Raw genomic sequence first — 21149 nt, forward strand, 5'->3', positions numbered from 1 at the left:
GCATCGGTGCGTAGCCGTTACTAAATGCACGGTGATGCACCCTGCGAAGCTGTGCACCATACTACCATGCACGTTCCACCGCCAGCGTGCTTGCGCGCGGCTCGCGAATCCACACGAGGGAGCACACCGCGCCGAGTACCGCGATCCCTCCCGCAAGCACGAATGCGCTGCCATACGCGCCGTGGGTCGCCTGAACGATGAAGCCAGTCACAGCCGGCCCGATCACGCCCGCAAGATTCGCCAGCAGATGCACGAAGCCGCCGACGCCGCCCACGTGTTCACGCGGAACCGTGTCCTGAATGACGGCCCAATAAACGGCGCCCGTCACATACAGGAAGAAGATCGACACCGACATCAGCGCAACCGCGCTCTCCGTGCTGGCCACGCGGCCCGCCAGTGCAACGCACACCGCCGCCGCGCCGAGACATGTCCCCAGTACGATCTTGCGCGACAACAGCGGCTTGCCAGTCAAACGCAGAATCAGGTCGGAGATAAAGCCGCCGGCCGCGAGGCCGATGCTGCCGAGCACCCATGGAATCACCGTGGCGATGCTCATGTCATGCAGGCTCAGGTGGTGCGCCTCGGTCAGATAGGTCGGAAACCACGAGAGAAAGAAAAACAGCACGTAGTTGTACGAGAAGAACGCAAAGGCAGTTGCGAGAATAATCGGCTTGCGCAGAAAGTGACCGAGGCCGAGCTTCGAGCCGTCGGCGGAATGCGCGAGTGCATGTTCATCGGCCTGGCCTGCGAGAATTAATTGCATCTCATCGCTTGTGACGCGCGAATTCTGTTGCGGATGCTCGGTCGTGGTCGCGGCCCAAAAGACGAGCCATAGCAGCCCGAGCAACATGATCGCGACGAACGCCCAACGCCAGCCGAACTGCACCGCCATGAAACCCACCACCGGGCCCGCCAGCGCGCCGCCGAGCGGCGTGCCCGAACTGATCACGCCGATCGCGCTCGCTACCTCCTTGCGAGGAAACCAGTTGTTGACCATCTTGCTGTTCGACGAGCTGAACGGCCCCTCGCCCATGCCGAACAGCACACGCAACACGATCAGCGAACCGATGCCGGTCGCGAGCGCCGTGGCGCCGCAGAACAAAGACCAGACGCCCATCGCAGTGCCGAACACGCGTTTCGCGCCGACCTTGTCCGACAGCACGCCGCCAACGAAATTGAACAACGCATAGCCCACGAAGAAACTGCTGAACACAACGCCCATTTGCGCGTGCGAAAAGTTCAGGTCTTTCTGGATGAGCGGCGCGGCGATGGATAGTGCCGAGCGGTCGAGATAATTGATGACGCCCGCCAGAAAGAGCAGTGCGACAACAAACCAGCGTTGACTCTTTATCATGCGATGTCTCCTTCATTGCGCCTCTTGCCGGGCGTTGGAACGGCTTGTGAATGTGTTGCGCCCATCGAGGAACGTGTCTGCAACGCGCCTGCGGGCGTGCGGGTTCAGTCGAAATTCAGATGTACCTTCATGGACTGCGAGCGGTCCAGAGCGACCTCGAATGCCTGGTTTGCATCGCTCATCGCAAATGCGTGCGTCATTAGCGGACGCAGGTCGACCTTGCCCGATGCGATTTCATCGGCGGCAATCGCATATTCGTCGGCAAAGCGAAACGAACCTTGATAGCGAAGCTCTTTCGACATCACAAGATTGGCCGCAACCGGCGACTGTCCCGCAGGCAAATTGCCGACCTGGATTACCGTGCCGCCTGCACGCGCTGACCGCAAAGCCGTTTCGAGTCCCGCGGGACTGCCGGACGCTTCGATCACCACATCGAACGTGCCGCGCTGTGCGGACCATTGCTCGATCGTCGCGCTGTCGGCGGCATTGACCGTCTGGTCCGCGCCGAGTTGAGCGGCAACCTGCAAAGCCCGGCTCGACAGATCGACGGCGACGACCCGATGTGCGCCTGCACGCCGCGCCACCGAAAGCAGGATGCAGCCGATTGGGCCGCAGCCGATCAACAGCACGCTTGCGCCGACCAGCGAGCCTGCCCGTTTCACCGCGTGCAGCGCGACGGCGAGCGGCTCGGCCATCGACGCCTGCGCAAAGTCGACGCTGTTCGCGACCGGAATGCACTGGCGCGCAGCCACGACAATGTACTGGCGGAACATGCCTTGCGTGTGAGGAAACGTGGACGCGCTGCCCATGAAGCGCATGTTCAGACAATGATTAGGCATCCCTACCGTACAGTACTTGCATGTTCCGCATGCGAGCCCTGGGTTCACGGCGACGCGCTGACCCGGCACAAGGCGCGCATCGACGCTCACGCCTTCACCCAGCGAATCGATTTCGCCCGCCACTTCGTGCCCGAGCACGAACGGCTCGCGCACCGCGAAATCGCCGCTTTTGCCCTTGAAGTAATACGAGAGGTCGGAACCGCAAATACCGCCGGCGCGCACGCGCACTCGCACCTGACCGGGGCCCGGCTCCGGCGGAGCGACCTCGTCGATGCGAATCAGTTTGGGTTCGTGAAGCACGGCTGCAAGCATGGTGGACTCCGGTATGACAGATGCGCGAATTCGATTGATTCGATCAAGCGCGGCAAAAGGCGGGGTAAATAAGACTTCAGCGACGGCGCTGCATCACTCGTCGGTCACCAGTTCCATAGCGTGCCGTCCTCGAGACGTGCAACGGGCAAATAAGCCGGGTCGTAGGGGAAACGCGCAGCGGCGGCTTCGTCGATGTCGACCCCATGGCCCGGTGCATCGCCCGGATGCATCATGCCTTGGTTGAAACGCCATGCATGAGGGAACACTTCAAGCGCCTCTTTGGGAAAGCCCATATATTCCTGCACGCCGAAGTTCGGCACCCACAGGTCGAAATGCAGCGCCGCACCCATGCAGACCGGCGAGAGATCCGACGGCCCATGACAGCCCGTGCGCACCTGGTAGAGCGAAGCAAAATCAGCAATGCGCCGAAGATGCGTAATGCCGCCCGCGTGCGTCAACGTCGCGCGGATATAGTCGATCAGTTGCTCCTCGATCAACTGCTTGCAGTCCCAGATACTGTTGAACACTTCGCCGACCGCAATGGGCGTGACCGTATGCTCACGTATCAGCCGGAAGCCAGCCTGGTTCTCGGCGGGTGTGGGGTCTTCCATCCAGAACAGACGATACGGCTCAACCGATTTACCAAGGCGCGCCGCCTCGATCGGCGTCAGGCGATGGTGTACATCGTGCAGCAAATGCGTATCGAAACCGAACTTCTCGCGCACCGCTTCGAAGAGTTTCGGCACGAAGTCGAGATACTTTTCCGACGACCAGCTTTGCTCTTCAACAGCGCCCTTCGTCGCCGGCTCGTACATGCCGCTGCCTTTCGATACGCCATATACCGAGCGCATGTTCGGCACACCGCATTGGATGCGAATCGCCTGATAGCCTGCCTCGATGTGCTCGGCGTAACGGTCGAGCGCTTCTGGAATATCCCGGCCCGTGGCGTGTCCGTACACCATCACGCCTTCGCGCGACGCCCCGCCGAGCAGCTTGTACAGCGGCATTCCCGTGACCTTGCCGAGGATGTCCCATAGCGCCATGTCGACCGCGGCGATGGCCGTCATCGTGACTGGACCGCGACGCCAGTACGCGCCTTTGTACAGATACTGCCAGGTGTCTTCGATACGGCCCGGGTCGCGGCCGATCAGTAGCGGACAAACGTGGTCTTTCAGATACGAGGCAACCGCCAGTTCGCGACCGTTGAGCGTGGCGTCGCCGATACCGTGCACGCCTTCATCGGTGACGATCTTGAGCGTGACGAAGTTGCGGCCGGGGCACGTGACGATCACATCGGCGCGAACGATTTTCATGTTTCCTTCCTTGCTTCAATCAGGTCTGGCGTGACACCGAACGCGAGCTTGACGCTGAATTCACGGCTGCGGTGTCATGGCGCTTTCAACGAAGCATGCGACTGCATATCCGGCTTCAGCCTGCTTGCCTCGAATCGTTTGAACGATGCTACCATACAAGTATATTGACACGTCAAATCAGGGTTTTCCCGCTGATTCACGGCGTTTCAAGCCTGTCACGTCATCTGGACTTCACACCATGAGCACGCCAGCTTCATTGCCTCGCCTTACCCGTCATGCGTTGTCCGCCCTGAGTCAGCATGTGTTGTCACCGGGGCATGCTGCGTGGCGCGAGCCGTCCATCGGCATCGTGCATCTCGGCATCGGCAATTTTCATCGCGCGCATCAGGCGCTTTATACGGAAGAAGCCATGCTCGCCGAAGGCGGCGACTGGGGCATCTGCGGCGTCACGCTGCAAGGCGACGTGGCGAAGCGCAATGCGCTGATGGAGCAGGAAGGTGTGTACAGCGTCGTCGAACGTGGACCCGAGGGTGCAAAGGTCACGGTTGTGCGCGCATTGCGCGAAGTGCTTGCAATGCCGCACGACCACGACGCATTGTTCGCGCGGCTCGCTGATCCGTCCGTGCGGATCGTTTCGTTGACGGTCACGGAAAAAGGCTATTGCCGCAATGCGAAGACCGGCGACGTCGCACTCGACAATCCCGCCGTCGTACACGATCTATCGCATCCGCATGCACCGCGCAGCGTGCCTGGCATTCTGGTTGCCGCGTTGCGCCAGCGCCGCGATGCCGCGAGAGAACCCTTCACCGTGCTGTCGTGCGACAACCTCGCGCACAACGGCGCCGCTCTGCGCCAGGTGGTATGTTCTTTTGCACGCGAGTTCGATCCGGCACTCGCTGACTGGATCGCAGTGGAAGTTGCGTTCCCGTCGACCATGGTCGATCGCATCGTGCCGGCCACAACCGACTCCGAGCACGCCACCGTGGCAGCGGCGCTCGGCTATCGTGACGCCGCGCCCGTGCCGTGCGAACCGTTCCGGCAATGGGTGATCGAAGATCGTTTTCCGGCGGGACGTCCGGCGTGGCATGCGGTGGGCGCACAACTCGTCGACGACGTCACGCCGTTCGAACTGGCGAAGCTGCGCATGCTCAACGGCACGCATTCCACCCTCGCCTATCTGTCGATGCTTGGCGGCTTCGCCACGATCGACGAGGCGATCGCCGACCCCGCCATGCGCAATCTCATCCACGCGATGATGACCGAAGAAATCGCGCCGACGCTGAACATGCCAGCGTCGTTCGACGTCGCCGACTATCGCGATGCACTGCTCGCGCGCTATGCGAACCCGGCGCTCAAGCACCGCTGCGCGCAGATTGCGATGGACGGCAGCCAGAAGATTCCGCCGCGCCTCCTTGGAACCATCGCCGCGAGAATCGACGCGGGGCAGCCGTTCACGCGCCTCGCACTAGCGGTCGCGGGATGGATGACATTTTTGCGCGGTTATGCAGACGACGGTTCGCGCTATGACATCAGCGACCCGCTCGCCGAAAATTTGAAGGCGCTCGCGGCATCGGCGAATGGCGATCCTGAGGCGCTGATGGATGCGCTGCTCGGCGTGCGCGAAATATTCACCGCGGAGTTGGCCGCGCAGCCCGCGTTCAGAGCGGCGTTGCTTCATGCGTTGCAGTTGCTGCAAGACAATGGCGCACGCGCAGCGGTAGCGGCATTGCAATAACGCGCCGCATTTCATATGTCAGCCAGGCCGTGGGCTCGGCCTCGTGTCACTCGGTCGCACTTTCGCCGGCTTGCAAGTGCACGGCTTCGGTCTGGTCCGCCTGCTTGCGCCGGCGTGCCTCGAGCACGTCGCGATAACGCAGATATGCGCAACGTCCTCCCGATTTCGCCGCATACATCGCGGCGTCAGCGTTCAGCAGCAGTTCCTCCGCCGTGCCGCTGTCGTCGGGGAACTGGCTGATGCCGATGCTCGCGCCCACCGTCATGCCCTGGCCGTCCATCACGATCTCTTCGTTGAGCGTAATCATGATGCGTGAGGCGATGCCCGGCGCCGCCTCCGCCGAGCGCGGTCCCTCGATCAGCACGATGAATTCGTCGCCGCCGAGACGCGCGACGACATCCGCCGAATGAAGCACTTGCTTGAGCCTCAGCGCCACCGCAACAAGCACCTTGTCGCCGACCGAATGGCCGAACTGGTCGTTGATCTGCTTGAAGCGGTCGAGGTCCACGAACAACACCGCGAGTCCTTCGCGGCGGCGCGTCGCATCGTCGATTGCACGCTCGAGCTTCTCCATGAACAGCATGCGGTTCGGCAGTCCGGTGAGCACGTCGTGCGTGGCGAGATGCACGAGTTCGCGCTGTTTGACATGCAGCGCGTCCATCTGCGATCTGATCTCGCGGCGCAAACGATCGAAACAACGCGCGAGTATGCCGATTTCGTCCGTGCGTTTGACCGGCAATGTCTCCATCGCGTGTTCGGCGAAAAGATGCGTGGCCGCATACGCGAGGATATGCAACGGCTTGGTTAGCGCACGCGCAAAAAGAATTGCGAGAAGCAGTGCGAGCGCGCTGAAAATCAACACCATGCGAATGATGCTGCCGCCCAGCAGTTGCGCGCCCGACAACACGTCTTCGAGCGGCTTGCCGAGCCCGATCACGATGAAGCGATTGCCCTCGGACGCGCCGAACGGCCTGCGCACGAACGCGAGTACTTGCCCCTCCGCCTGACGCGGTCGCGCGAGACCATTCACGAGTACTTCGCTTTCCTTCTGCTCGAAAAGCGGCTTGGTAACGGCAAAGCTATCCTGCATCAGCACGCGGCGGCCGCTATCGAAGCCGAACGTTTTCGACGCATCGGGATGAACCAGAAAGTCGCCCCATTCGTTGGCGAGATAGACCTCATAGTCGCTTGGCAAATCGCTTTGCAGGCGCTTGAGCAGATCGGCGAGATTGATATCGATCACGACGACGCCGACCACCGAGCCTTGCGCGTTCGCGACGGGCGTGCCGACCCGCAACGTCGGTTTGCCCTGCGCCGCGTGAGCGCCGTACTCATGATTGACGGCAATCGGCGACGTGTAAATGCGTCCGGGCGAAAATGTGAGTGGCTCGAACACATACGGGAACTGCCCTTTCTCCTGAAGATCGCCGCCGTCCACGCGCATCAGTCCGTCGGCGTCGCGGTCAAAGCGAATGATTTCGAGGCCGTGATGCGCGCGGCTGATAAGCCGTATCTGCAGGTACTCGGCGTGATGGATCATGAAGCTCGAGTACACCTGCGCGAGCCGTTCGCGCGACGCGCTCGCCGCCGATCCGTCGCCGGTCGCCAGGACCTCGGCCGACGAAGGCAAGCTCGCGAGCACGAGTGCGTCGGCGCCCACGTCGTCGATGGAGGCGGAAAAACGCTGACCCAGCAATTCCGTGGACGTCAGCAAGCTGTGGCCGGCTTCCTTCACGAGCATTGCGCGGTTCGCGTGATACGCGTAATAACCGGTCGCGCCCGATGCCAGCACGCCAATGCAGGCGAGCAGAAGGGACAGCTTGAAGGTGAGGCCGGGGCGGATCATCAGAAGCGCTCCGAGCGGTCACCGGAGACGATTCTGATCCACAGGTCCTCGCGCCGTTGAATGTTTTCGACCGGACCAATCCACACGATGCGAGCGCTGTCGCTATGCGCAGCCGGATCGGTCAATGTGTTCGCGAGTCCTTGCCGCTGTGTCAGTAACCGGCTGACTTCCGGTTCGAGCATGTAATTGATCCATGCGAGCGCGAGCGCCGGATCAGCGGCTGCACGCGTCATCGACCAGCAATCGAGCCAGGCCAGCACGCCTTCGTCGGGAATCACGTAGCCCACGTCGGCGCCGGCGCGGCGCAGTAATTCCAGTTGCTGCGTGCCGTAGTTCCCGAACATCAGCGCGACGTTATGCTGGATGAAAAACGCGGTCGCCTCTTCAGGCAGCGTGTAATAGGTCAGCAGGTTGCGGCGCAGATCGACGAGCTTGTGCGCAATCGCGCGCATCTGCGTGGCGTTCAGATTGAACGGATCGGGATAACCCAACGCGAGCGCCGTGAACGAGAAATTGTGCTGCGCACTATTGAAGTCCAGCACCTTGCCGCGGTATCGCGGGTTCCACAGTTCGCGCATCGAGCGCGGCGCGACTGCGACCTGCTTGCGGTCATAGATGAGGCCCATCGACGAATAGGTGAACGGAATCGCATACACCTTGCCGTCCGACATGATTCCTTCAATCGCCGAGCGCGCCTGAAAACGCGGCAGTTGTCTTGCCGTATTGGGCAGACTTTGCAGATCGAGCGGCGCCAGCAGATTCGCGTGCGTATAGCGCTGGATTTCCGCGGTGTTCGCCGCGAGCACGTCGAAGCGCGGCGCGTTTCTGGCATGCAGCTGGGCCCATAGCGCTTCGTCGGAATCCACGAGCGTCACTTCCACTTTTACGTCGTAACGCAACTCGAAGTTCCTCACGACGTCGGCATCGGCGTACCCGGGCCACGCAAGCACATGCAAGACTTTTTTCGCGACCTCGGCCGACGCGCTCGATAGCAGCCCGAAACTGAGAAACGCGCCCACAACGAGTCGCAAGAAAACCGCGCACCCGCTACGCGCTAATGGCCCGCGCGAGGACGCAAGCGCAATTCGCTGCTGACCGGGCTGCGTAAAACAGCGCACTCCATCTGCCGTCGAAATCATGTGCATATGCAACACCGTTTTGCAGAAGGCAGTTCCCGCGAGCAAAAGCCCGCGTAAATGACTCGCGAATCAATACAGGAGACGTTTCCTCTGACCAGAACTGCTCTGTGCGCTGCGTGGAAGCGCGAGGAGCAACGATGATAGCCCCAAGCAATATGTTTTTGGTCTCATTACCGCGTCAATGCCTGGAAATAACTGACCCTCGGCGGGACACGACGGGCATTCATCACGTGATAACGGCAGGCGCTTAACGTTCTTTAATTAATTCGACGAATTAAATGAACGCGTGATTGCTAAATCTATTTAACGATTCGCATTACGACCGGGTTACTACGTTATTACGACATGCGCCGACAGCCGGCCATTCGATGCCGCCCGCATCGTCGCGCGACAATGCGCTCCTCCGGGCGCCTCTACTGCCAACGCATCGCTCATGCGCCATCCGGTATTTCACTAACTACCCAACATTTTTGAACTGATAAGCTTGGCGCGCGCTGCTGGCCGCCCCGGCTGGCGGCTTCAACCCAGGCCCGGTCGTGAGTCGCGCCGGGTTTCCCGCAGCGGCACAACCGCGTGCGGGAGTATTTGAACTACACCGAGGAGTAAAACAGTGAAAAAACTGCTAGCGGCTTTGACGGTTGCTCTGCTTGCCACCGTCTCGATTGGCGCACACGCTAAAGATTGGTCCACCATCCGTTTTGGCGTCGATGCCAGCTACCCCCCGTTCGAGTCCAAAGGCTCCGACGGCAAGCTCGTTGGCTTCGACATCGACCTCGGCAATGAAATCTGCGCGCGCCTGAAAGCCAAATGCGTGTGGGTCGAAAACGACTTCGACGGCATGATTCCGGCCCTGAAGGCGAAGAAGTTCGACGGCGTGCTGTCGTCGATGTCCATGACGCCGCAACGCGCCGAACAGGTCGCGTTCTCGTCGAAGCTGTTCAATACGCCGACGCGCCTCGTCGCAAAGAAGGGTTCGGGCATCCTGCCGACGGCTGAGTCGCTGAAGGGCAAGACGGTCGGCGTCGAACAGGGCACGATCCAGGAAACCTACGCGAAGACCTACTGGGAACCGAAGGGTGCGAAGGTCGTGCCGTATCAGAACCAGGACCAGGTGTATGCCGACTTGCTGTCGGGCCGTCTGGACGCAGCGTTGCAAGATGCGGTGCAAGCTGAAATCGGCTTCCTGAAGACGCCGCGCGGCGCCGGCTTTGACTTCGTCGGCAAGAACCTCGACGATCCGAAGATCCTCGGCAACGGCGCGGGCATCGGCATGCGCAAGGAAGACACGGATCTGAAGGCGAAGGTCGACAAGGCGATCGCCGACATCATCAAGGACGGCACGTACAAGAAGCTCGAGAAGAAGTACTTCGACTTCGACGTGTACGGCAGCTAATAGGCCGGCTTGTGTCAGCCAGGGCCGCCACGCGCGTCTAGCGGCGCGCTGAACGGCTCGAAAAAACGGGCCCCGCCATGCGCGGGGCCCGTTTCGTTTTTGAAGCCGCCACGACCACGCCCCGCGCCGTATCGGCTAAGATCGTGCGATCGATATGGCGCCGGGCAGTTGTGAACAACTGGCGTCATCCAGGCTTTTCCCCTCAAATCAACGAGATAGCGGCGCGCCGCACTTTCCCGCGAATTCGACAACCATGCAAACCCAATCCCATCCGCTGATCGCCCCGACGCTCGGTACCGCCCGCAACCTGACCAGTTTCCATTACGGTCCCGGCGGCGGACAGAAGATCTACATCCAGTCGTCGCTGCATGCCGACGAACTGCCGGGCATGCTTGTCTCGTGGGAACTTCGTCGCAAGCTTGCCGCACTCGAAGCAGCCGGCAAGCTGCGCGGCGAAGTGGTCATCGTGCCGGTGGCCAATCCCATCGGCCTGAACCAGCACTTTCTCGGCCACCTGACCGGACGCTTCGAAACCAACACCGCGCAGAACTTCAACCGTAACTTCCATGATCTGTCGGCACTCGTCGCACCGGTAATCGAAGGGCGCCTCACGGATAACATCGACGCCAATCGCACGGCGATCCGCACCGCGATGCGCGAGGCGCTCGACGCGCAGACGCCGGCCACCGAGCTCGAATCGCAACGTCTCGCGCTGCAAAAGCTTTCATACGACGCCGACGTCGTGCTCGATCTGCATTGCGACTGGGAAGCCGCCATGCACCTGTACACGAACCCCGACCTGTGGCCCGAAGTCGAGCCGCTCGCGCGCTATCTCGACGCAAAGGCGTCGCTGCTTGCGCTCAATTCGGTGGGCAATCCGTTCGACGAAATTCACAGCTTCTGCTGGTCGGATTTGCGTGGCCGTTTCGGCGAGCGTTTCCCGATTCCGAACGGCTCGATTTCGGTCACGATCGAATTGCGCGGGCAGCGAGAAGTGTCTTACGAGTATGCGGAGCGCGACGCGCAGGCGATCGTCGAATATCTGACCTCGCGTGGCGTCATCGAAGGCACGGCCGCGCCGCTGCCGCCGCTCGAGTTCGCTGCGACGCCGCTCGCAGGCGCCGAGCCGATTGTCGCGCCGATCAGCGGCGTGCTGGTGTATCGCTGCGAAGTGGGCACCTGGGTCGACGTGGGCCATGAAATCGCGGACATCGTCGATCCGTTGACTGACCGCGTCGTGACGCTCAAAAGCAACGTTGCCGGCGTGCTCTATGCGCGGCATCTGACGCGTTTCGCCACGGCCGGCCTCGAATTCGCGCGCATTGCCGGCGCGACCGCGTTTCGAAGCGGCTCGCTGTTGAGCAACTGATTCGCGGCTTGACGTTAAAGCGAGGGCGCCGTGAAGGCGCCCTCGCTTGTTATTGCTACTGCTCCTGTTCCAGCCGCCGCCCGCTAGGCACGCGACACCGAAAAGTGCTTTAAAACGCGGGGATGATCGCGCCTTTGAACTGCGTGTCGATGTACTTGCGTACTTCATCGGACTCGTAAGCCGCGACCAGTTTCTTCACCCAAGGCTGATTGCGGTCCTTCTCGCGCACCGCGATGAGGTTTGCGTAAGGCCCCTTGAGGTCTTCGATTGCAATCGCGTCTTTGGTGGGCTGCAAGCCCGCCTTCACTGCATAGTCGGTATTGATCGACGCCGCGTCGAGGTCATCGAGCGCGCGCGGCAATTGCGCGGCGTCGAGTTCCACGATCCGGATTTTCTTGTAATTCTCAGCCACGTCGAGCGGAGTCGCATTGACGCCGTTCGTGCCGACGCCCGGCTTCAGTTTGATGACACCGTACTTCTGGAGCAGGAGCAACGCGCGGTTGCCATTGGACGGATCGTTCTGGATGCCCACTTTCGCTCCTTCGGGCAAGTCCTTCAGCGACTTGAACTTCTTCGAATAAAAGCCCATTGGCGACACATACGTCAGGCCGACATTAGCGATCTTGTAGCCGCGCTGTTTGATCTGGCTATCGAGAAACGGCTGGTGTTGAAAACCGTTAGCGTCGAGATCTCCGGCGTCTAGCGCAGCATTCGGCTGCACGTAGTCGTTGAACTCGATCACCTTGACGTTGAGCCCCTCGCGCGCCGCCACTTTCGTCACGACCGACCAGATCTGTGCATCGGGGCCGCTCATCGTGCCGACCTTGAGTTGCGGGCCGTCTGCATGCGCAAACGTTGTCGTGAGCGAGAGAGCGGCGACACCGGCCAGCGCGAGCACATTTCTGATGATATTGCGGCGTTGCATGCGTTTCCCCATAAGCGGTTTGATTGACAGGCGCGCATCGTCGCATGCAGCGGCGACCGCCTGAAACCAATCGTTTTTCACACGCTTATATGAACGGGCGCGAAGAAGCTTATGCGCGAGATCGCCATTAACTGTCGCTTGCGCGCGACAGATTTCAAAATCAATGCGCCTGTCACATACCTTACTCAGCGTTCCCTTAAATTTCAGCCCGTCGCACGACCTTGCCGAAGAGCATCGCATTGCGATCGCTTAATTTTTAATCGGAGAACGTTTTGAACAAAAAACTATTGACCGCCGCTACCCTCGCAGTCTTCGCCAGCGCCGCACACGCACAAAGCAGCGTCACGCTGTATGGCGTGATCGATGCCGGTATCAGCTATGTGAACAACTCGAAGACCGCCACCGGTCACGACAATCTCTTCAAGTACGACGACGGCGTGGCGCAAGGCAGCCGTTGGGGCCTGCGCGGCACCGAAGATCTGGGTGGCGGCCTGAAGGCGCTGTTCGTGCTGGAAAACGGCTTCAACAGCGGTAACGGCACGCTCGGCCAGGGCGGCGCGTTGTTCGGCCGTCAGGCGTATGTCGGTCTGTCGCAGAACAATGTCGGCTCGCTGACGTTCGGCCGCCAGTACTCGTTCTCGACCGACTATCTCGGCGGCAGCTACTCGACCGGCGGTCAAACGGTCGCGGGCAACTACGCTTACCACATCAACGACGTCGACCAGTTGACGTCGAGCCGTATCAACAACTCGGTCAAGTTCAGCAGCGCGAATTTCTCGGGCCTGACCTTCGGCGCGATGTATGGCTTCTCGAACCAGGCTGGCGCATTCGCCGGCGCGCCCGCAACGGGCACGGCCGCAGCACCGGTCGCAGGTTCGTCGCGCGCTTACAGCTTCGGCCTGAACTACGCTAACGGTCCGTTCGGCGTGGGCGCGGCATACACGGATATCCGCTACCCGAGCCAGGCAACGCCGGCATTCTCGACGACCATCGCAAACGTGACGACGGGCAACATCCGCGATCTGCGCACGTTCGGCGTGGGCGGACGCTACACGATCGCCGCAGCGACGCTGTGGGCGTTGTACACGAACACGCGCCTCGAGACGGTCACGGGCGGTGCGACGACTTTCGCCGCGTATGAAGCGGGCGCGAAGTACGCGTTCACGCCGGCACTGACGGCAGGCGCGGGCTACACGTACATGCACCTGAGCAACGCGAATCGCGGCCACTGGAACCAGGTCGACCTGAGCGTCGACTATGCGTTGAGCAAGCGCACCGACGTGTACGCACTGGGCATCTATCAGATCGCAGCGGGCCGCAACGGCACGCAGGACCTGCAGGCGCAGATCGGTTCGAGCACGAGCTACTTCAACACGTCGGGCACGGGTGCGGACAACCAGCTGGCATTCCGCGTGGGCGTGCGTCACAAGTTCTAAAGCGCAATCGGGCCGGCGCAGGCCTCAGCGCCTCGCCGGCGCTCTGTGTTGAAACGCCGCTGCTTTCGAACCAGTTCCACAAGTTGTAGCGGAGTCGATTGCCCGGCGTTGCAACTGGACATTACGCAATCACGCAGTTATTCCTATCGGTAAGACGCCGGCGCCGCTGGCGTCTTACTGCTTTCGCTTCCCCCTCGCAGTTCAAAGCCAACCAATATCGATTCGCTCAGCCGCGTCCGCACGCCTGTCATTTCAAGAATACTTGAATTATCGAATCGACAGCCCTATCATGCTGCGATGGACTCGAACCTCGTTGTACGCGCGCTCGGCGCGCTGGCTCATGAATCGCGACTCGCCATTTTCCGGGCGCTGGTGGTAGCTGGTCCCGAAGGCATGGCGGCAGGGGACATCGCGCAGCAGGTCGGACTGTCACCGTCGAGCCTGTCATTCCATCTGAAAGACCTTTCGCACGCCGGGCTGGTTACAGGTCAGCAGGAAGGGCGCTTTATCTATTACTCGGCCAACTTCGAAGCGATGAGCGGACTCGTCGGTTTCCTCACCGAGAACTGTTGTGCGGGTGCGGGCTGTGCAGTTGGAGCCGCGCCGCAGTGTAAAGGAGCGGCGACATGAACTTTGCCAACGTCGCCATCTTGCAGCGCATCTCAGCAGCCGCCACTATTCCATTACGGATTCACCCATGAGCAGTCTCGAGCAAACGGCACGTCATTCAAAGTCGCCTTGTATCGGTTTCTTCGAGCGGTATCTGACGGTGTGGGTCGCGCTTTGCATCGTTACAGGCATCGCGCTCGGGCATTGGCTACCGCTGGTGTTCCAGGCAATTGCACGCATGGAAGTGGCGCACGTCAACATTCCGGTCGGCGTGCTGATCTGGGTCATGATCGTGCCGATGCTCATCAAGATCGACTTCGGTGCGATGGCGCAGGTGAAGGAGCACTGGCGCGGCATCGGTGTCACGCTGTTCGTCAACTGGCTTGTGAAACCGTTGTCGATGGCGCTGCTCGGCTGGATCTTCGTGCGCCATGTCTTTGCCGCATGGTTGCCGTCGGGCCAGCTGGACAGCTACGTCGCAGGACTTATCCTGCTCGCCGCCGCGCCGTGCACGGCAATGGTGTTTGTCTGGTCGCAGCTTTGCAAGGGCGATCCGTACTTCACGCTCTCGCAGGTCGCGCTGAACGACGCCATCATGATCGTCGCTTTTGCACCGATCGTTGCACTGCTGCTCGGCCTGTCCGCGATTGCAGTCCCGTGGGACACGCTTATCGCTTCAGTGGGGCTTTACATCATCATCCCTGTTGTCATTGCGCAGATCGTGCGCCGCCGGCTGCTTCGGCATGGCGATGCGCGCTTTCAACACATGGTCGCCCGACTAGGCCCCTATTCGATCTGCGCGCTGCTCGCAACGCTCGTGCTGTTATTCGCGTTCCAGGGGCGGGCCATTGTCAGCGAGCCGCTGGTGATCGCGATGCTGGCCGTACCGATCCTGATCCAGGTGTTGCTGAACTCGGGCCTCGCCTATCTGCTCAACCGCAAGCTCAGTGTCGCGCACTGCGTGGCCGGTCCGTCGAGCCTGATCGGTGCGAGCAACTTCTTCGAATTGGCAGTGGCAACCGCCATCAGCGTGTTTGGATTCCAGTCGGGCGCAGCACTCGCCACCGTAGTCGGTGTACTCATTGAAGTGCCCGTCATGCTGCTGGTCGTCGGCGTCGTGAACCGGACGCAACATTGGTACGAAACCCGAACATATTGAGGACAAACGATGCGCGTGACCATCTATCACAACCCCGACTGCGGCACGTCACGCAACGTGCTCGCGCTGCTGCGCGAAGCCGGTGAAAACCCGCTCGTGATCGAGTATCTGCAAAATCCGCCTGATCGCGCAACGCTCGAACGCCTGATAGCCGACAGCGGAATGGCGGTCCGGGACATGCTGCGCACGAAGGGCACACCATACAAGGAACTCGGACTCGACGATCCGGCAGTGAGCGACGCAGAACTGATCGACGCAATGCTCGCCCATCCGATACTGATCAACCGGCCGATAGTCGTGACGCCGCAAGGCACACGCCTGTGCCGCCCTTCCGATGCAGCGGCCGGCCTCCTTGCAAGCATGCCCGACCGCGAAATCCTGAAGGAAGAAGGCGCGCCTTTTATCGTGGCCCGGCGCATCGCACGTGACAACGCTGAGTTTGTGCAGGCACTGCGCGATGCGGAACTTCCCGTCAACGATCTTAGCGAGTCTGGCCGCTCGTTCTTCACGTTCTCGACGCTGGCAGGTGTCCATCTTGGTTATGGCGGATTCGAGCAATACGGACGCGATGTACTGATCCGGTCGCTTGTCGTGGCGCCCGAGCAGCGGCGCAAAGGCATCGGCCGTAACGTGCTCGCCGTTCTTTTGCGCGAAGCTTTCGATGCGGGCGCCCGCACCGGGTGGCTGCTCACCACGAATGAATCGGCGTTCTTCGAGAAGTCCGGCTTCAAGCCGGTCAGCCGCGACGCGGCCCCCGCATCGATCCTCGCCACACGTCAGGCTACCGACTTGTGTCCGTCGAGCGCCGTCCTGCTTTCGCGTGCCATCACCCTTTAAGCGCCATAGCCCATGCCGACCGATCTGCCGAACATCAGCCCTCTTCATCTCGACATACCCGATCTCACGAAGCTCGAGCCACGCGCGCTATCGCAACACCCGCCGCGCATTCTTCTTCTATACGGCTCACTCAGGCCAACGTCGTACAGCAGGTTGCTGACGCTGGAAGCAGAGCGGATTCTTCAGCAGTTCGGCGCGGAGACAAAGGTGTTCGATCCGCACGGCCTTCCGCTTGCCGATAGTGTCCCGCCGGACCACCCGAAGGTCGCGGAACTGCGCGCGCTATCGATATGGTCCGAGGGTCAGGTGTGGTGCAGCCCGGAGCGTCACGGCGCGCTCACAGGCGTTTTCAAGAATCAGATCGACTGGTTGCCGCTCGATTCCGGCAGCGTCCGTCCCACGCAGGGGCGCACGCTGGCAGTCATGCAAGTGTCCGGCGGCTCGCAGTCGTTCAATGCAGTCAACGCGCTGCGCGTACTAGGCCGCTGGATGCGCATGGTGACGATCCCGAACCAGAGCTCGGTGGCCAAGGCATTTCAGGAGTTCGACGAGAACGGACGGATGAAGCCGTCGCCGTACTACGATCGGGTGGTCGATGTCATGGAAGAGCTCTTCAAATTCACGCTGCTCGTACGCGACCGTTCCGATTACCTGACCGACCGCTACAGCGAGCGCAAGGAGCGGGCACCGGCAGCCGTAACGGCGCTTGCGAGTGCCGCCATGAGTCATGAACAGAGTGCTCAAATTGCCGACACGGACGACAGCGAGGTTGAGTAGCGCTCGCTGCCATCCGAGTGAACGGCCATGAGGCGTTCCAGTTCGCCTCGCATCGACGCATCGTTATACAGCAGGTGCACGTCTCGCGGGGCGCTGCGGCAGAAGCACGATACAGGCGACGATAAACACAAGCAGAATCACCGACGCGTATAAGCGACTCACGTGCAACCCGCCCTCCGCGACAGGCTTGTCGAGCAGATCTCCAAGCGTCGCGCCGAGGGGACGCGTCAGAATGAACGCTGCCCAGAAAAGCGCCGTGCGAGACACGCGCGACCAGAAATACAGGGCGGCCACCACGAGCAAGCCCGCGCCGAAGATCATTGCTCCGTATTCGTAACCCACGCCGAGCCCGCCGCGATCTTCGCCCGCGACCCAGTCTCCGAGAGCGGTGCCGAGCGTTTGCGAGAACAGGATGGTGACCCAGTAAAACCACTCCGCTTTAGCCGTGACGATACTTTCCACTGACACCGTGCCTTGCGAGCGATACCAGGCCGCGAGACTCGCCGCTAGCAATGCGACGACTAACGCGACGCCTCCGGGGTAACCGATGCCGAGCGATCTATCCGCGAAGTCGGCCATTGTCGTGCCAAGCGTCGTGGTCGCGATGATGGTCGCCCAATAAAGGAACGGATGGAAGTCGCGCGCCTTGATCTGCGCGGAGACGAGCGCGACGAAGAACACGAAGAAGATCGCCGAGCCAATCAGGTAACCGAGCTTCAGCGACATCGACACCCAGTCTCCGCCCGTTTCACCCAGCGTGGTGGCCGCGACCTTGATCACCCAGAAGCCCAACGTCACTTGCGGCACTTTGCTGACGGCCTGGTCTGCAAAGTTCATGGCGCTGTCTTTCATCAGTCACTCCTTTTTTCGTAGCTGCATTAAGCACGCCAATTTAAACGCCCGAGGTTAACGCTTGCTTAAGCTGGCGGAGTTATTGGCGTTCGCAGCCGGGAATAAGTTACCCGCTACACCGGTTAACCGATGCAGAGCACGTCAAAACGAACTCAAACCGGGTTCGGTCGATACGCTCTTAATCCAGGAGCACTGCCATGAAACGCACGTATGCAGACCGCGCAGTATCGCGCTCATTCATCACGATGGTGGCGAGCACCGCGTTGATGATCACATCGACATGGGCGCACGCACAAGCATCGCCCTCCCCCGGCTCGCATCAACTTACGCGTGCTGAAGTCATGCATGAACTCGAAGAACTCGAAGCCGCCGGATATAACCCGTCTGTCGGCGACGACCCCAACTATCCGGCCGACATTCAGGAAGCAGAACGAAAAGTTGCCGCGATGCATGCGGCCCAGCAGAACGCGTCCGTCGACGGCCAACCGGCAATGCAGTCAATGCCGGCAATGCCGATGCAGTGAGAAGAACAGTCGCCGATCTAACCCACGCTACGAGAGAACCTATGCGCCAACCTTGTAAGGCCGCGTCATCAACTCGAGAAAGTGACCATCGAGGTCGTCGAAATAGAGTCCGCGGCCACCGTTGTGCGTGTACGTTTCTCCAGCGCGCCGTTTGCCGGGATCGGCCCAGTATTCGAGGCCTCGCTCGCGTATACGCGCGAACGCGCGCTCGAATTCTTCTTCGCTGATTAGAAATGCGTAGTGCTGCATGGAGATCGGATCATCGCTTTCATAGAAATCTAGCGACACGTCATTGGCCATTTGCACGACCAGCATTTCCCCAAACGGAATCGGAGCCGGAAGGCCGAGAATGTCCCCCAGAAACTGTGTCGACGCCTGCTTGTCCCGGCACCAGACAATAGTATGGTTTAGCTGCACGCTCATGCTGCGCCTCCATCCGGTAGCTACGCATTGAATCAATATACTCGAAGCCTAATTAGCCAACCGCTCCGTCCTGCAAGTCGTGGGCTATGAAGTCGACAAACGCGCGAATGCGGTTCGACATCTGATGCCGCTGCGAGTACACGGCGAAGATATCCGCGTTCGGCGTCTCGTGATCGGGCAGCACCACAACGAGCGAGCCATCGGCCAGATACTGTTTGATGTCCCACTCCGCGCGCAGCAGAATGCCGTGCCCTTCGAGCGCCCATTTCACCGCGATCTCGCCGTCGTTGGTGGTCAGCGTGCCCTTGATCCGCACCGCTTCCGTCTTGCGCGACGCACCCTTGCCCGACGTCAGTCGCCACACGCCATACGCTTCGTCGCCCTGGCGAATGCCGATACAGTTGTGCCGCGTCAGATCGTGCGGCGTCATCGGCAGGCCGTGCGAGGCGATATACGAAGGCGCCGCGCACAGCAGACGCCGGTTGCCTGCGAGGCGGCGCGCGACCACCCGCGTATCGGGCGGCTCGCCAAAACGGATACAGACGTCGAATGTATCGTCAGTGAGCGGCGGCGGCGTGACCGATAGCTGAAGCTGCACCGACACCTGCGGATACTTCGCGACAAAACGCGAGATAGCAGGCGCCACGTGGCTGCGCCCGAACCCGAGCGTCGCGTTGACGCGCAGCAGCCCTTTCGGACTCTTCTTCGCCGAACCGAGCAACTCCGCAAGTTCGTCGATCTCGTCGAGAATCCTGCGCGCATGCTGCAAATACAGCTCGCCTTCGGGCGTGAGCATCATCCGGCGAGTGGTGCGATTGACGAGCGCCACGCCGGCGCGGCTCTCCATCTGCGTGAGCCGCTTGCTCACGGCCGCTGCGGTCAGCCCCAGCTCACGTGCCGCCGCGCTCAGGCTGCCGGACGCGGCGAGCGTGGAGAAAAAGCTCAAATCGGCCGGCTGGACGGTGTCGCGCATCGGCGTCACTTGTGAATTAGAGTTAAAGATGCTTTGAGTCTAGCACCGGTTTTTGCGTCCAGATATCGATAGAGTCACTCACATCTACAACATCTGAAGGACCGGAGACATGCAAACCTATCGCATCGCAACCATTCCCGGCGACGGCATCGGCAAGGAAGTCGTGCCGGCGGGCGCGCAAGTCCTCGAAGCGCTCGCCAGAACCACGAAGTCGTTCGCGTTCGAATTCGAGAACTTCGACTGGGGCGGCGACTATTACCGCAAGCATGGCGTGATGATGCCGGCAGACGGACTCGACGCGATTCGCGGCAAGGACGCTATCCTGTTCGGCTCGGCGGGCGACCCGGACATTGCGGACCACATAACGCTGTGGGGACTTCGTCTGAAGATCTGCCAGGGCTTCGACCAGTACGCGAACGTGCGCCCGACCCGCATCCTGCCCGGCATCGACGCACCGTTGAAACGCTGCAAGCCCGAAGACCTGAACTGGGTAATCGTGCGCGAGAACTCGGAAGGCGAATATTCCGGCGTGGGCGGCCGGGTTCATCAGGGCCACCCGATTGAAGCTGCCACCGACGTGTCGATCATGACGCGTGCCGGCGTCGAGCGCATCATGCGTTTCGCCTTCCGCCTCGCACAGTCGCGTCCGCGCAAACTGCTGACGGTGATTACGAAAAGCAATGCGCAACGTCACGCAATGGTGATGTGGGACGAGATCGCGCTACAGGTCTCGAAGGAATTCCCCGACGTCACATGGGACAAGGAACTGGTGGATGCGTCCACGGCCCGCATGATCAATCGTCCGGCGAGCCTCGATACGATCGTCGCCACCAATCTGCACGCGGACATTCTCAGCGATCTCGCCGCCGCGCTCGCCGGCAGCCTCGGCATTGCGCCGACCGGCAACATCGACCCGGAACGCCGCTTTCCGTCGATGTTCGAACCCATCCACGGCTCCGCGTTCGACATCATGGGCAAGGGTCTCGCCAATCCGGTCGGCACCTTCTGGTCGGTCGTGATGCTGCTGGAACATCTCGGCGAACTCGATGCCGCAAACCGCGTGATGCAGGCAGTGGAAGCCGTGACCGCCGACAAGTCGCTGCATACCGGCGACCTCGGCGGAACGGCGACTACCGCGCAGGTGACCGCTGCCGTCTGCGCGTTCATCGAGCGGGCCGCAGCGCCCGCTGCCAACGCCGCGTAAGTCTGGATCACGCGACCACAGTTCGCGCCGTGTAACGCGCGCCGGAACAAGCGCTTCATAAGCGCCCCAGAAGCGCTTCACGAGCGCCTAACGACAGCCGCCCGACAGCCGCCCAACAGCCGCATCCGAC

The 21149-nt window shown here is 61.1% G+C and carries 19 protein-coding genes; 10 read left to right on the top strand and 9 right to left on the bottom strand.

Annotated features, from left to right (window positions below; genetic code table 11):
• Positions 1–61: 61 nt before the first annotated feature.
• From J2W46_RS03815 to manD, 3 genes are all read right to left on the bottom strand, one after another.
• Positions 62–1354: an MFS transporter gene (locus tag J2W46_RS03815; protein WP_020066545.1), complete on the bottom strand. Its 1293-nt coding sequence runs from the start codon at positions 1352–1354 to the stop codon at positions 62–64.
• A gap of 104 nt (positions 1355–1458) precedes the next feature.
• Positions 1459–2505, bottom strand: a complete 1047-nt coding sequence (locus tag J2W46_RS03820) for an L-idonate 5-dehydrogenase (protein WP_310351431.1) — start codon at positions 2503–2505, stop codon at positions 1459–1461.
• 104 nt (positions 2506–2609) lie between these two features.
• A complete protein-coding gene (gene manD, locus J2W46_RS03825) occupies positions 2610–3818 on the bottom strand; it encodes a D-mannonate dehydratase ManD (RefSeq protein WP_310351434.1) in 1209 nt (402 codons plus the stop codon).
• 238 nt (positions 3819–4056) lie between these two features.
• Here manD and J2W46_RS03830 point away from each other — a divergent pair, with 238 nt between their 5' ends.
• Positions 4057–5553 (top strand): mannitol dehydrogenase family protein, encoded by a 1497-nt coding sequence (locus J2W46_RS03830; protein ID WP_310351437.1) that lies wholly within the window; start codon positions 4057–4059, stop codon positions 5551–5553.
• A gap of 46 nt (positions 5554–5599) precedes the next feature.
• Here J2W46_RS03830 and J2W46_RS03835 read toward each other — a convergent pair whose 3' ends face one another.
• Both J2W46_RS03835 and J2W46_RS03840 read right to left on the bottom strand, forming a co-directional pair.
• Positions 5600–7399, bottom strand: coding sequence for a diguanylate cyclase domain-containing protein (locus tag J2W46_RS03835; RefSeq protein WP_310351440.1), 1800 nt, complete (start codon positions 7397–7399; stop codon positions 5600–5602).
• Positions 7399–8544, bottom strand: coding sequence for an extracellular solute-binding protein (locus tag J2W46_RS03840; RefSeq protein ID WP_310351442.1), 1146 nt, complete (start codon positions 8542–8544; stop codon positions 7399–7401). The genes J2W46_RS03835 and J2W46_RS03840 overlap by 1 nt, the downstream gene beginning before the upstream one ends.
• A 604-nt stretch (positions 8545–9148) precedes the next feature.
• On the opposite strand from J2W46_RS03840, the gene J2W46_RS03845 reads away from it, so the two are divergent.
• Both J2W46_RS03845 and J2W46_RS03850 read left to right on the top strand, forming a co-directional pair.
• Complete coding sequence (locus tag J2W46_RS03845) at positions 9149–9931, top strand: ABC transporter substrate-binding protein (RefSeq protein WP_020066551.1); 783 nt, start codon at positions 9149–9151, stop codon at positions 9929–9931.
• Between the two features lie 253 nt (positions 9932–10184).
• Complete coding sequence (locus tag J2W46_RS03850; protein ID WP_020066552.1) at positions 10185–11300, top strand: succinylglutamate desuccinylase/aspartoacylase family protein; 1116 nt, start codon at positions 10185–10187, stop codon at positions 11298–11300.
• A gap of 109 nt (positions 11301–11409) precedes the next feature.
• Here the strand turns inward: J2W46_RS03850 and J2W46_RS03855 are convergent, their stop codons facing one another.
• Complete coding sequence (locus J2W46_RS03855) at positions 11410–12225, bottom strand: MetQ/NlpA family ABC transporter substrate-binding protein (protein WP_288827952.1); 816 nt, start codon at positions 12223–12225, stop codon at positions 11410–11412.
• 272 nt (positions 12226–12497) lie between these two features.
• Here J2W46_RS03855 and J2W46_RS03860 point away from each other — a divergent pair, with 272 nt between their 5' ends.
• The 5 genes from J2W46_RS03860 (at position 12498) to arsH (ending at position 17043) form a co-directional block, all read left to right on the top strand.
• Positions 12498–13661: a porin gene (locus J2W46_RS03860; RefSeq protein WP_020066554.1), complete on the top strand. Its 1164-nt coding sequence runs from the start codon at positions 12498–12500 to the stop codon at positions 13659–13661.
• Between the two features lie 297 nt (positions 13662–13958).
• On the top strand, positions 13959–14291 hold the full coding sequence (locus J2W46_RS03865) for an ArsR/SmtB family transcription factor (protein ID WP_310066330.1): 333 nt from the start codon (positions 13959–13961) through the stop codon (positions 14289–14291).
• A gap of 67 nt (positions 14292–14358) precedes the next feature.
• The gene (arsB, locus tag J2W46_RS03870) at positions 14359–15429 is read left to right on the top strand and encodes an ACR3 family arsenite efflux transporter (RefSeq protein ID WP_310351445.1); all 1071 of its coding nucleotides are present in this window, start codon (positions 14359–14361) and stop codon (positions 15427–15429) included.
• Positions 15430–15438: 9 nt separating this feature from the next.
• Positions 15439–16266: an arsenate reductase (glutaredoxin) gene (gene arsC / locus J2W46_RS03875; RefSeq protein WP_310351448.1), complete on the top strand. Its 828-nt coding sequence runs from the start codon at positions 15439–15441 to the stop codon at positions 16264–16266.
• Between the two features lie 12 nt (positions 16267–16278).
• On the top strand, positions 16279–17043 hold the full coding sequence (arsH, locus tag J2W46_RS03880; RefSeq protein ID WP_310351449.1) for an arsenical resistance protein ArsH: 765 nt from the start codon (positions 16279–16281) through the stop codon (positions 17041–17043).
• Between the two features lie 63 nt (positions 17044–17106).
• On the opposite strand, the gene J2W46_RS03885 is transcribed toward arsH, so the two are convergent.
• On the bottom strand, positions 17107–17895 hold the full coding sequence (locus J2W46_RS03885) for a COG4705 family protein (RefSeq protein ID WP_020066559.1): 789 nt from the start codon (positions 17893–17895) through the stop codon (positions 17107–17109).
• Between the two features lie 197 nt (positions 17896–18092).
• On the opposite strand from J2W46_RS03885, the gene J2W46_RS03890 reads away from it, so the two are divergent.
• Complete coding sequence (locus tag J2W46_RS03890) at positions 18093–18419, top strand: DUF4148 domain-containing protein (protein WP_310351450.1); 327 nt, start codon at positions 18093–18095, stop codon at positions 18417–18419.
• 39 nt (positions 18420–18458) lie between these two features.
• On the opposite strand, the gene J2W46_RS03895 is transcribed toward J2W46_RS03890, so the two are convergent.
• Together J2W46_RS03895 and J2W46_RS03900 are read right to left on the bottom strand one after the other, a co-directional pair.
• Positions 18459–18842 (bottom strand): VOC family protein, encoded by a 384-nt coding sequence (locus J2W46_RS03895; RefSeq protein WP_088174237.1) that lies wholly within the window; start codon positions 18840–18842, stop codon positions 18459–18461.
• A 52-nt stretch (positions 18843–18894) separates the two neighbouring features.
• Positions 18895–19815, bottom strand: coding sequence for a LysR substrate-binding domain-containing protein (locus J2W46_RS03900; protein ID WP_027804395.1), 921 nt, complete (start codon positions 19813–19815; stop codon positions 18895–18897).
• Positions 19816–19924: 109 nt separating this feature from the next.
• Here J2W46_RS03900 and J2W46_RS03905 point away from each other — a divergent pair, with 109 nt between their 5' ends.
• Positions 19925–21019: a tartrate dehydrogenase gene (locus J2W46_RS03905; RefSeq protein WP_020066563.1), complete on the top strand. Its 1095-nt coding sequence runs from the start codon at positions 19925–19927 to the stop codon at positions 21017–21019.
• Positions 21020–21149 lie beyond the last annotated feature (130 nt).

The sequence above is a fragment of the Paraburkholderia strydomiana genome (assembly GCF_031456815.1).
Lineage (GTDB): Bacteria > Pseudomonadota > Gammaproteobacteria > Burkholderiales > Burkholderiaceae > Paraburkholderia > Paraburkholderia caledonica.

Bases quoted from the DNA above. Each gene is read 5' to 3' on its own strand.
- J2W46_RS03815 (WP_020066545.1), bottom strand. From the start codon at position 1,354: ATGATAAAGAGTCAACGCTGGTTTGTTGTCGCACTGCTCTTTCTGGCG.
- J2W46_RS03820 (WP_310351431.1), bottom strand. From the start codon at position 2,505: ATGCTTGCAGCCGTGCTTCACGAACCCAAACTGATTCGCATCGACGAG.
- manD (WP_310351434.1), bottom strand. From the start codon at position 3,818: ATGAAAATCGTTCGCGCCGATGTGATCGTCACGTGCCCCGGCCGCAAC.
- J2W46_RS03830 (WP_310351437.1), top strand. From the start codon at position 4,057: ATGAGCACGCCAGCTTCATTGCCTCGCCTTACCCGTCATGCGTTGTCC.
- J2W46_RS03835 (WP_310351440.1), bottom strand. From the start codon at position 7,399: ATGATCCGCCCCGGCCTCACCTTCAAGCTGTCCCTTCTGCTCGCCTGC.
- J2W46_RS03840 (WP_310351442.1), bottom strand. From the start codon at position 8,544: ATGCACATGATTTCGACGGCAGATGGAGTGCGCTGTTTTACGCAGCCC.
- J2W46_RS03850 (WP_020066552.1), top strand. From the start codon at position 10,185: ATGCAAACCCAATCCCATCCGCTGATCGCCCCGACGCTCGGTACCGCC.
- J2W46_RS03855 (WP_288827952.1), bottom strand. From the start codon at position 12,225: ATGCAACGCCGCAATATCATCAGAAATGTGCTCGCGCTGGCCGGTGTC.
- J2W46_RS03865 (WP_310066330.1), top strand. From the start codon at position 13,959: ATGGACTCGAACCTCGTTGTACGCGCGCTCGGCGCGCTGGCTCATGAA.
- arsB (WP_310351445.1), top strand. From the start codon at position 14,359: ATGAGCAGTCTCGAGCAAACGGCACGTCATTCAAAGTCGCCTTGTATC.
- arsC (WP_310351448.1), top strand. From the start codon at position 15,439: ATGCGCGTGACCATCTATCACAACCCCGACTGCGGCACGTCACGCAAC.
- arsH (WP_310351449.1), top strand. From the start codon at position 16,279: ATGCCGACCGATCTGCCGAACATCAGCCCTCTTCATCTCGACATACCC.
- J2W46_RS03885 (WP_020066559.1), bottom strand. From the start codon at position 17,895: ATGAAAGACAGCGCCATGAACTTTGCAGACCAGGCCGTCAGCAAAGTG.
- J2W46_RS03890 (WP_310351450.1), top strand. From the start codon at position 18,093: ATGAAACGCACGTATGCAGACCGCGCAGTATCGCGCTCATTCATCACG.
- J2W46_RS03895 (WP_088174237.1), bottom strand. From the start codon at position 18,842: ATGAGCGTGCAGCTAAACCATACTATTGTCTGGTGCCGGGACAAGCAG.
- J2W46_RS03900 (WP_027804395.1), bottom strand. From the start codon at position 19,815: ATGCGCGACACCGTCCAGCCGGCCGATTTGAGCTTTTTCTCCACGCTC.
- J2W46_RS03905 (WP_020066563.1), top strand. From the start codon at position 19,925: ATGCAAACCTATCGCATCGCAACCATTCCCGGCGACGGCATCGGCAAG.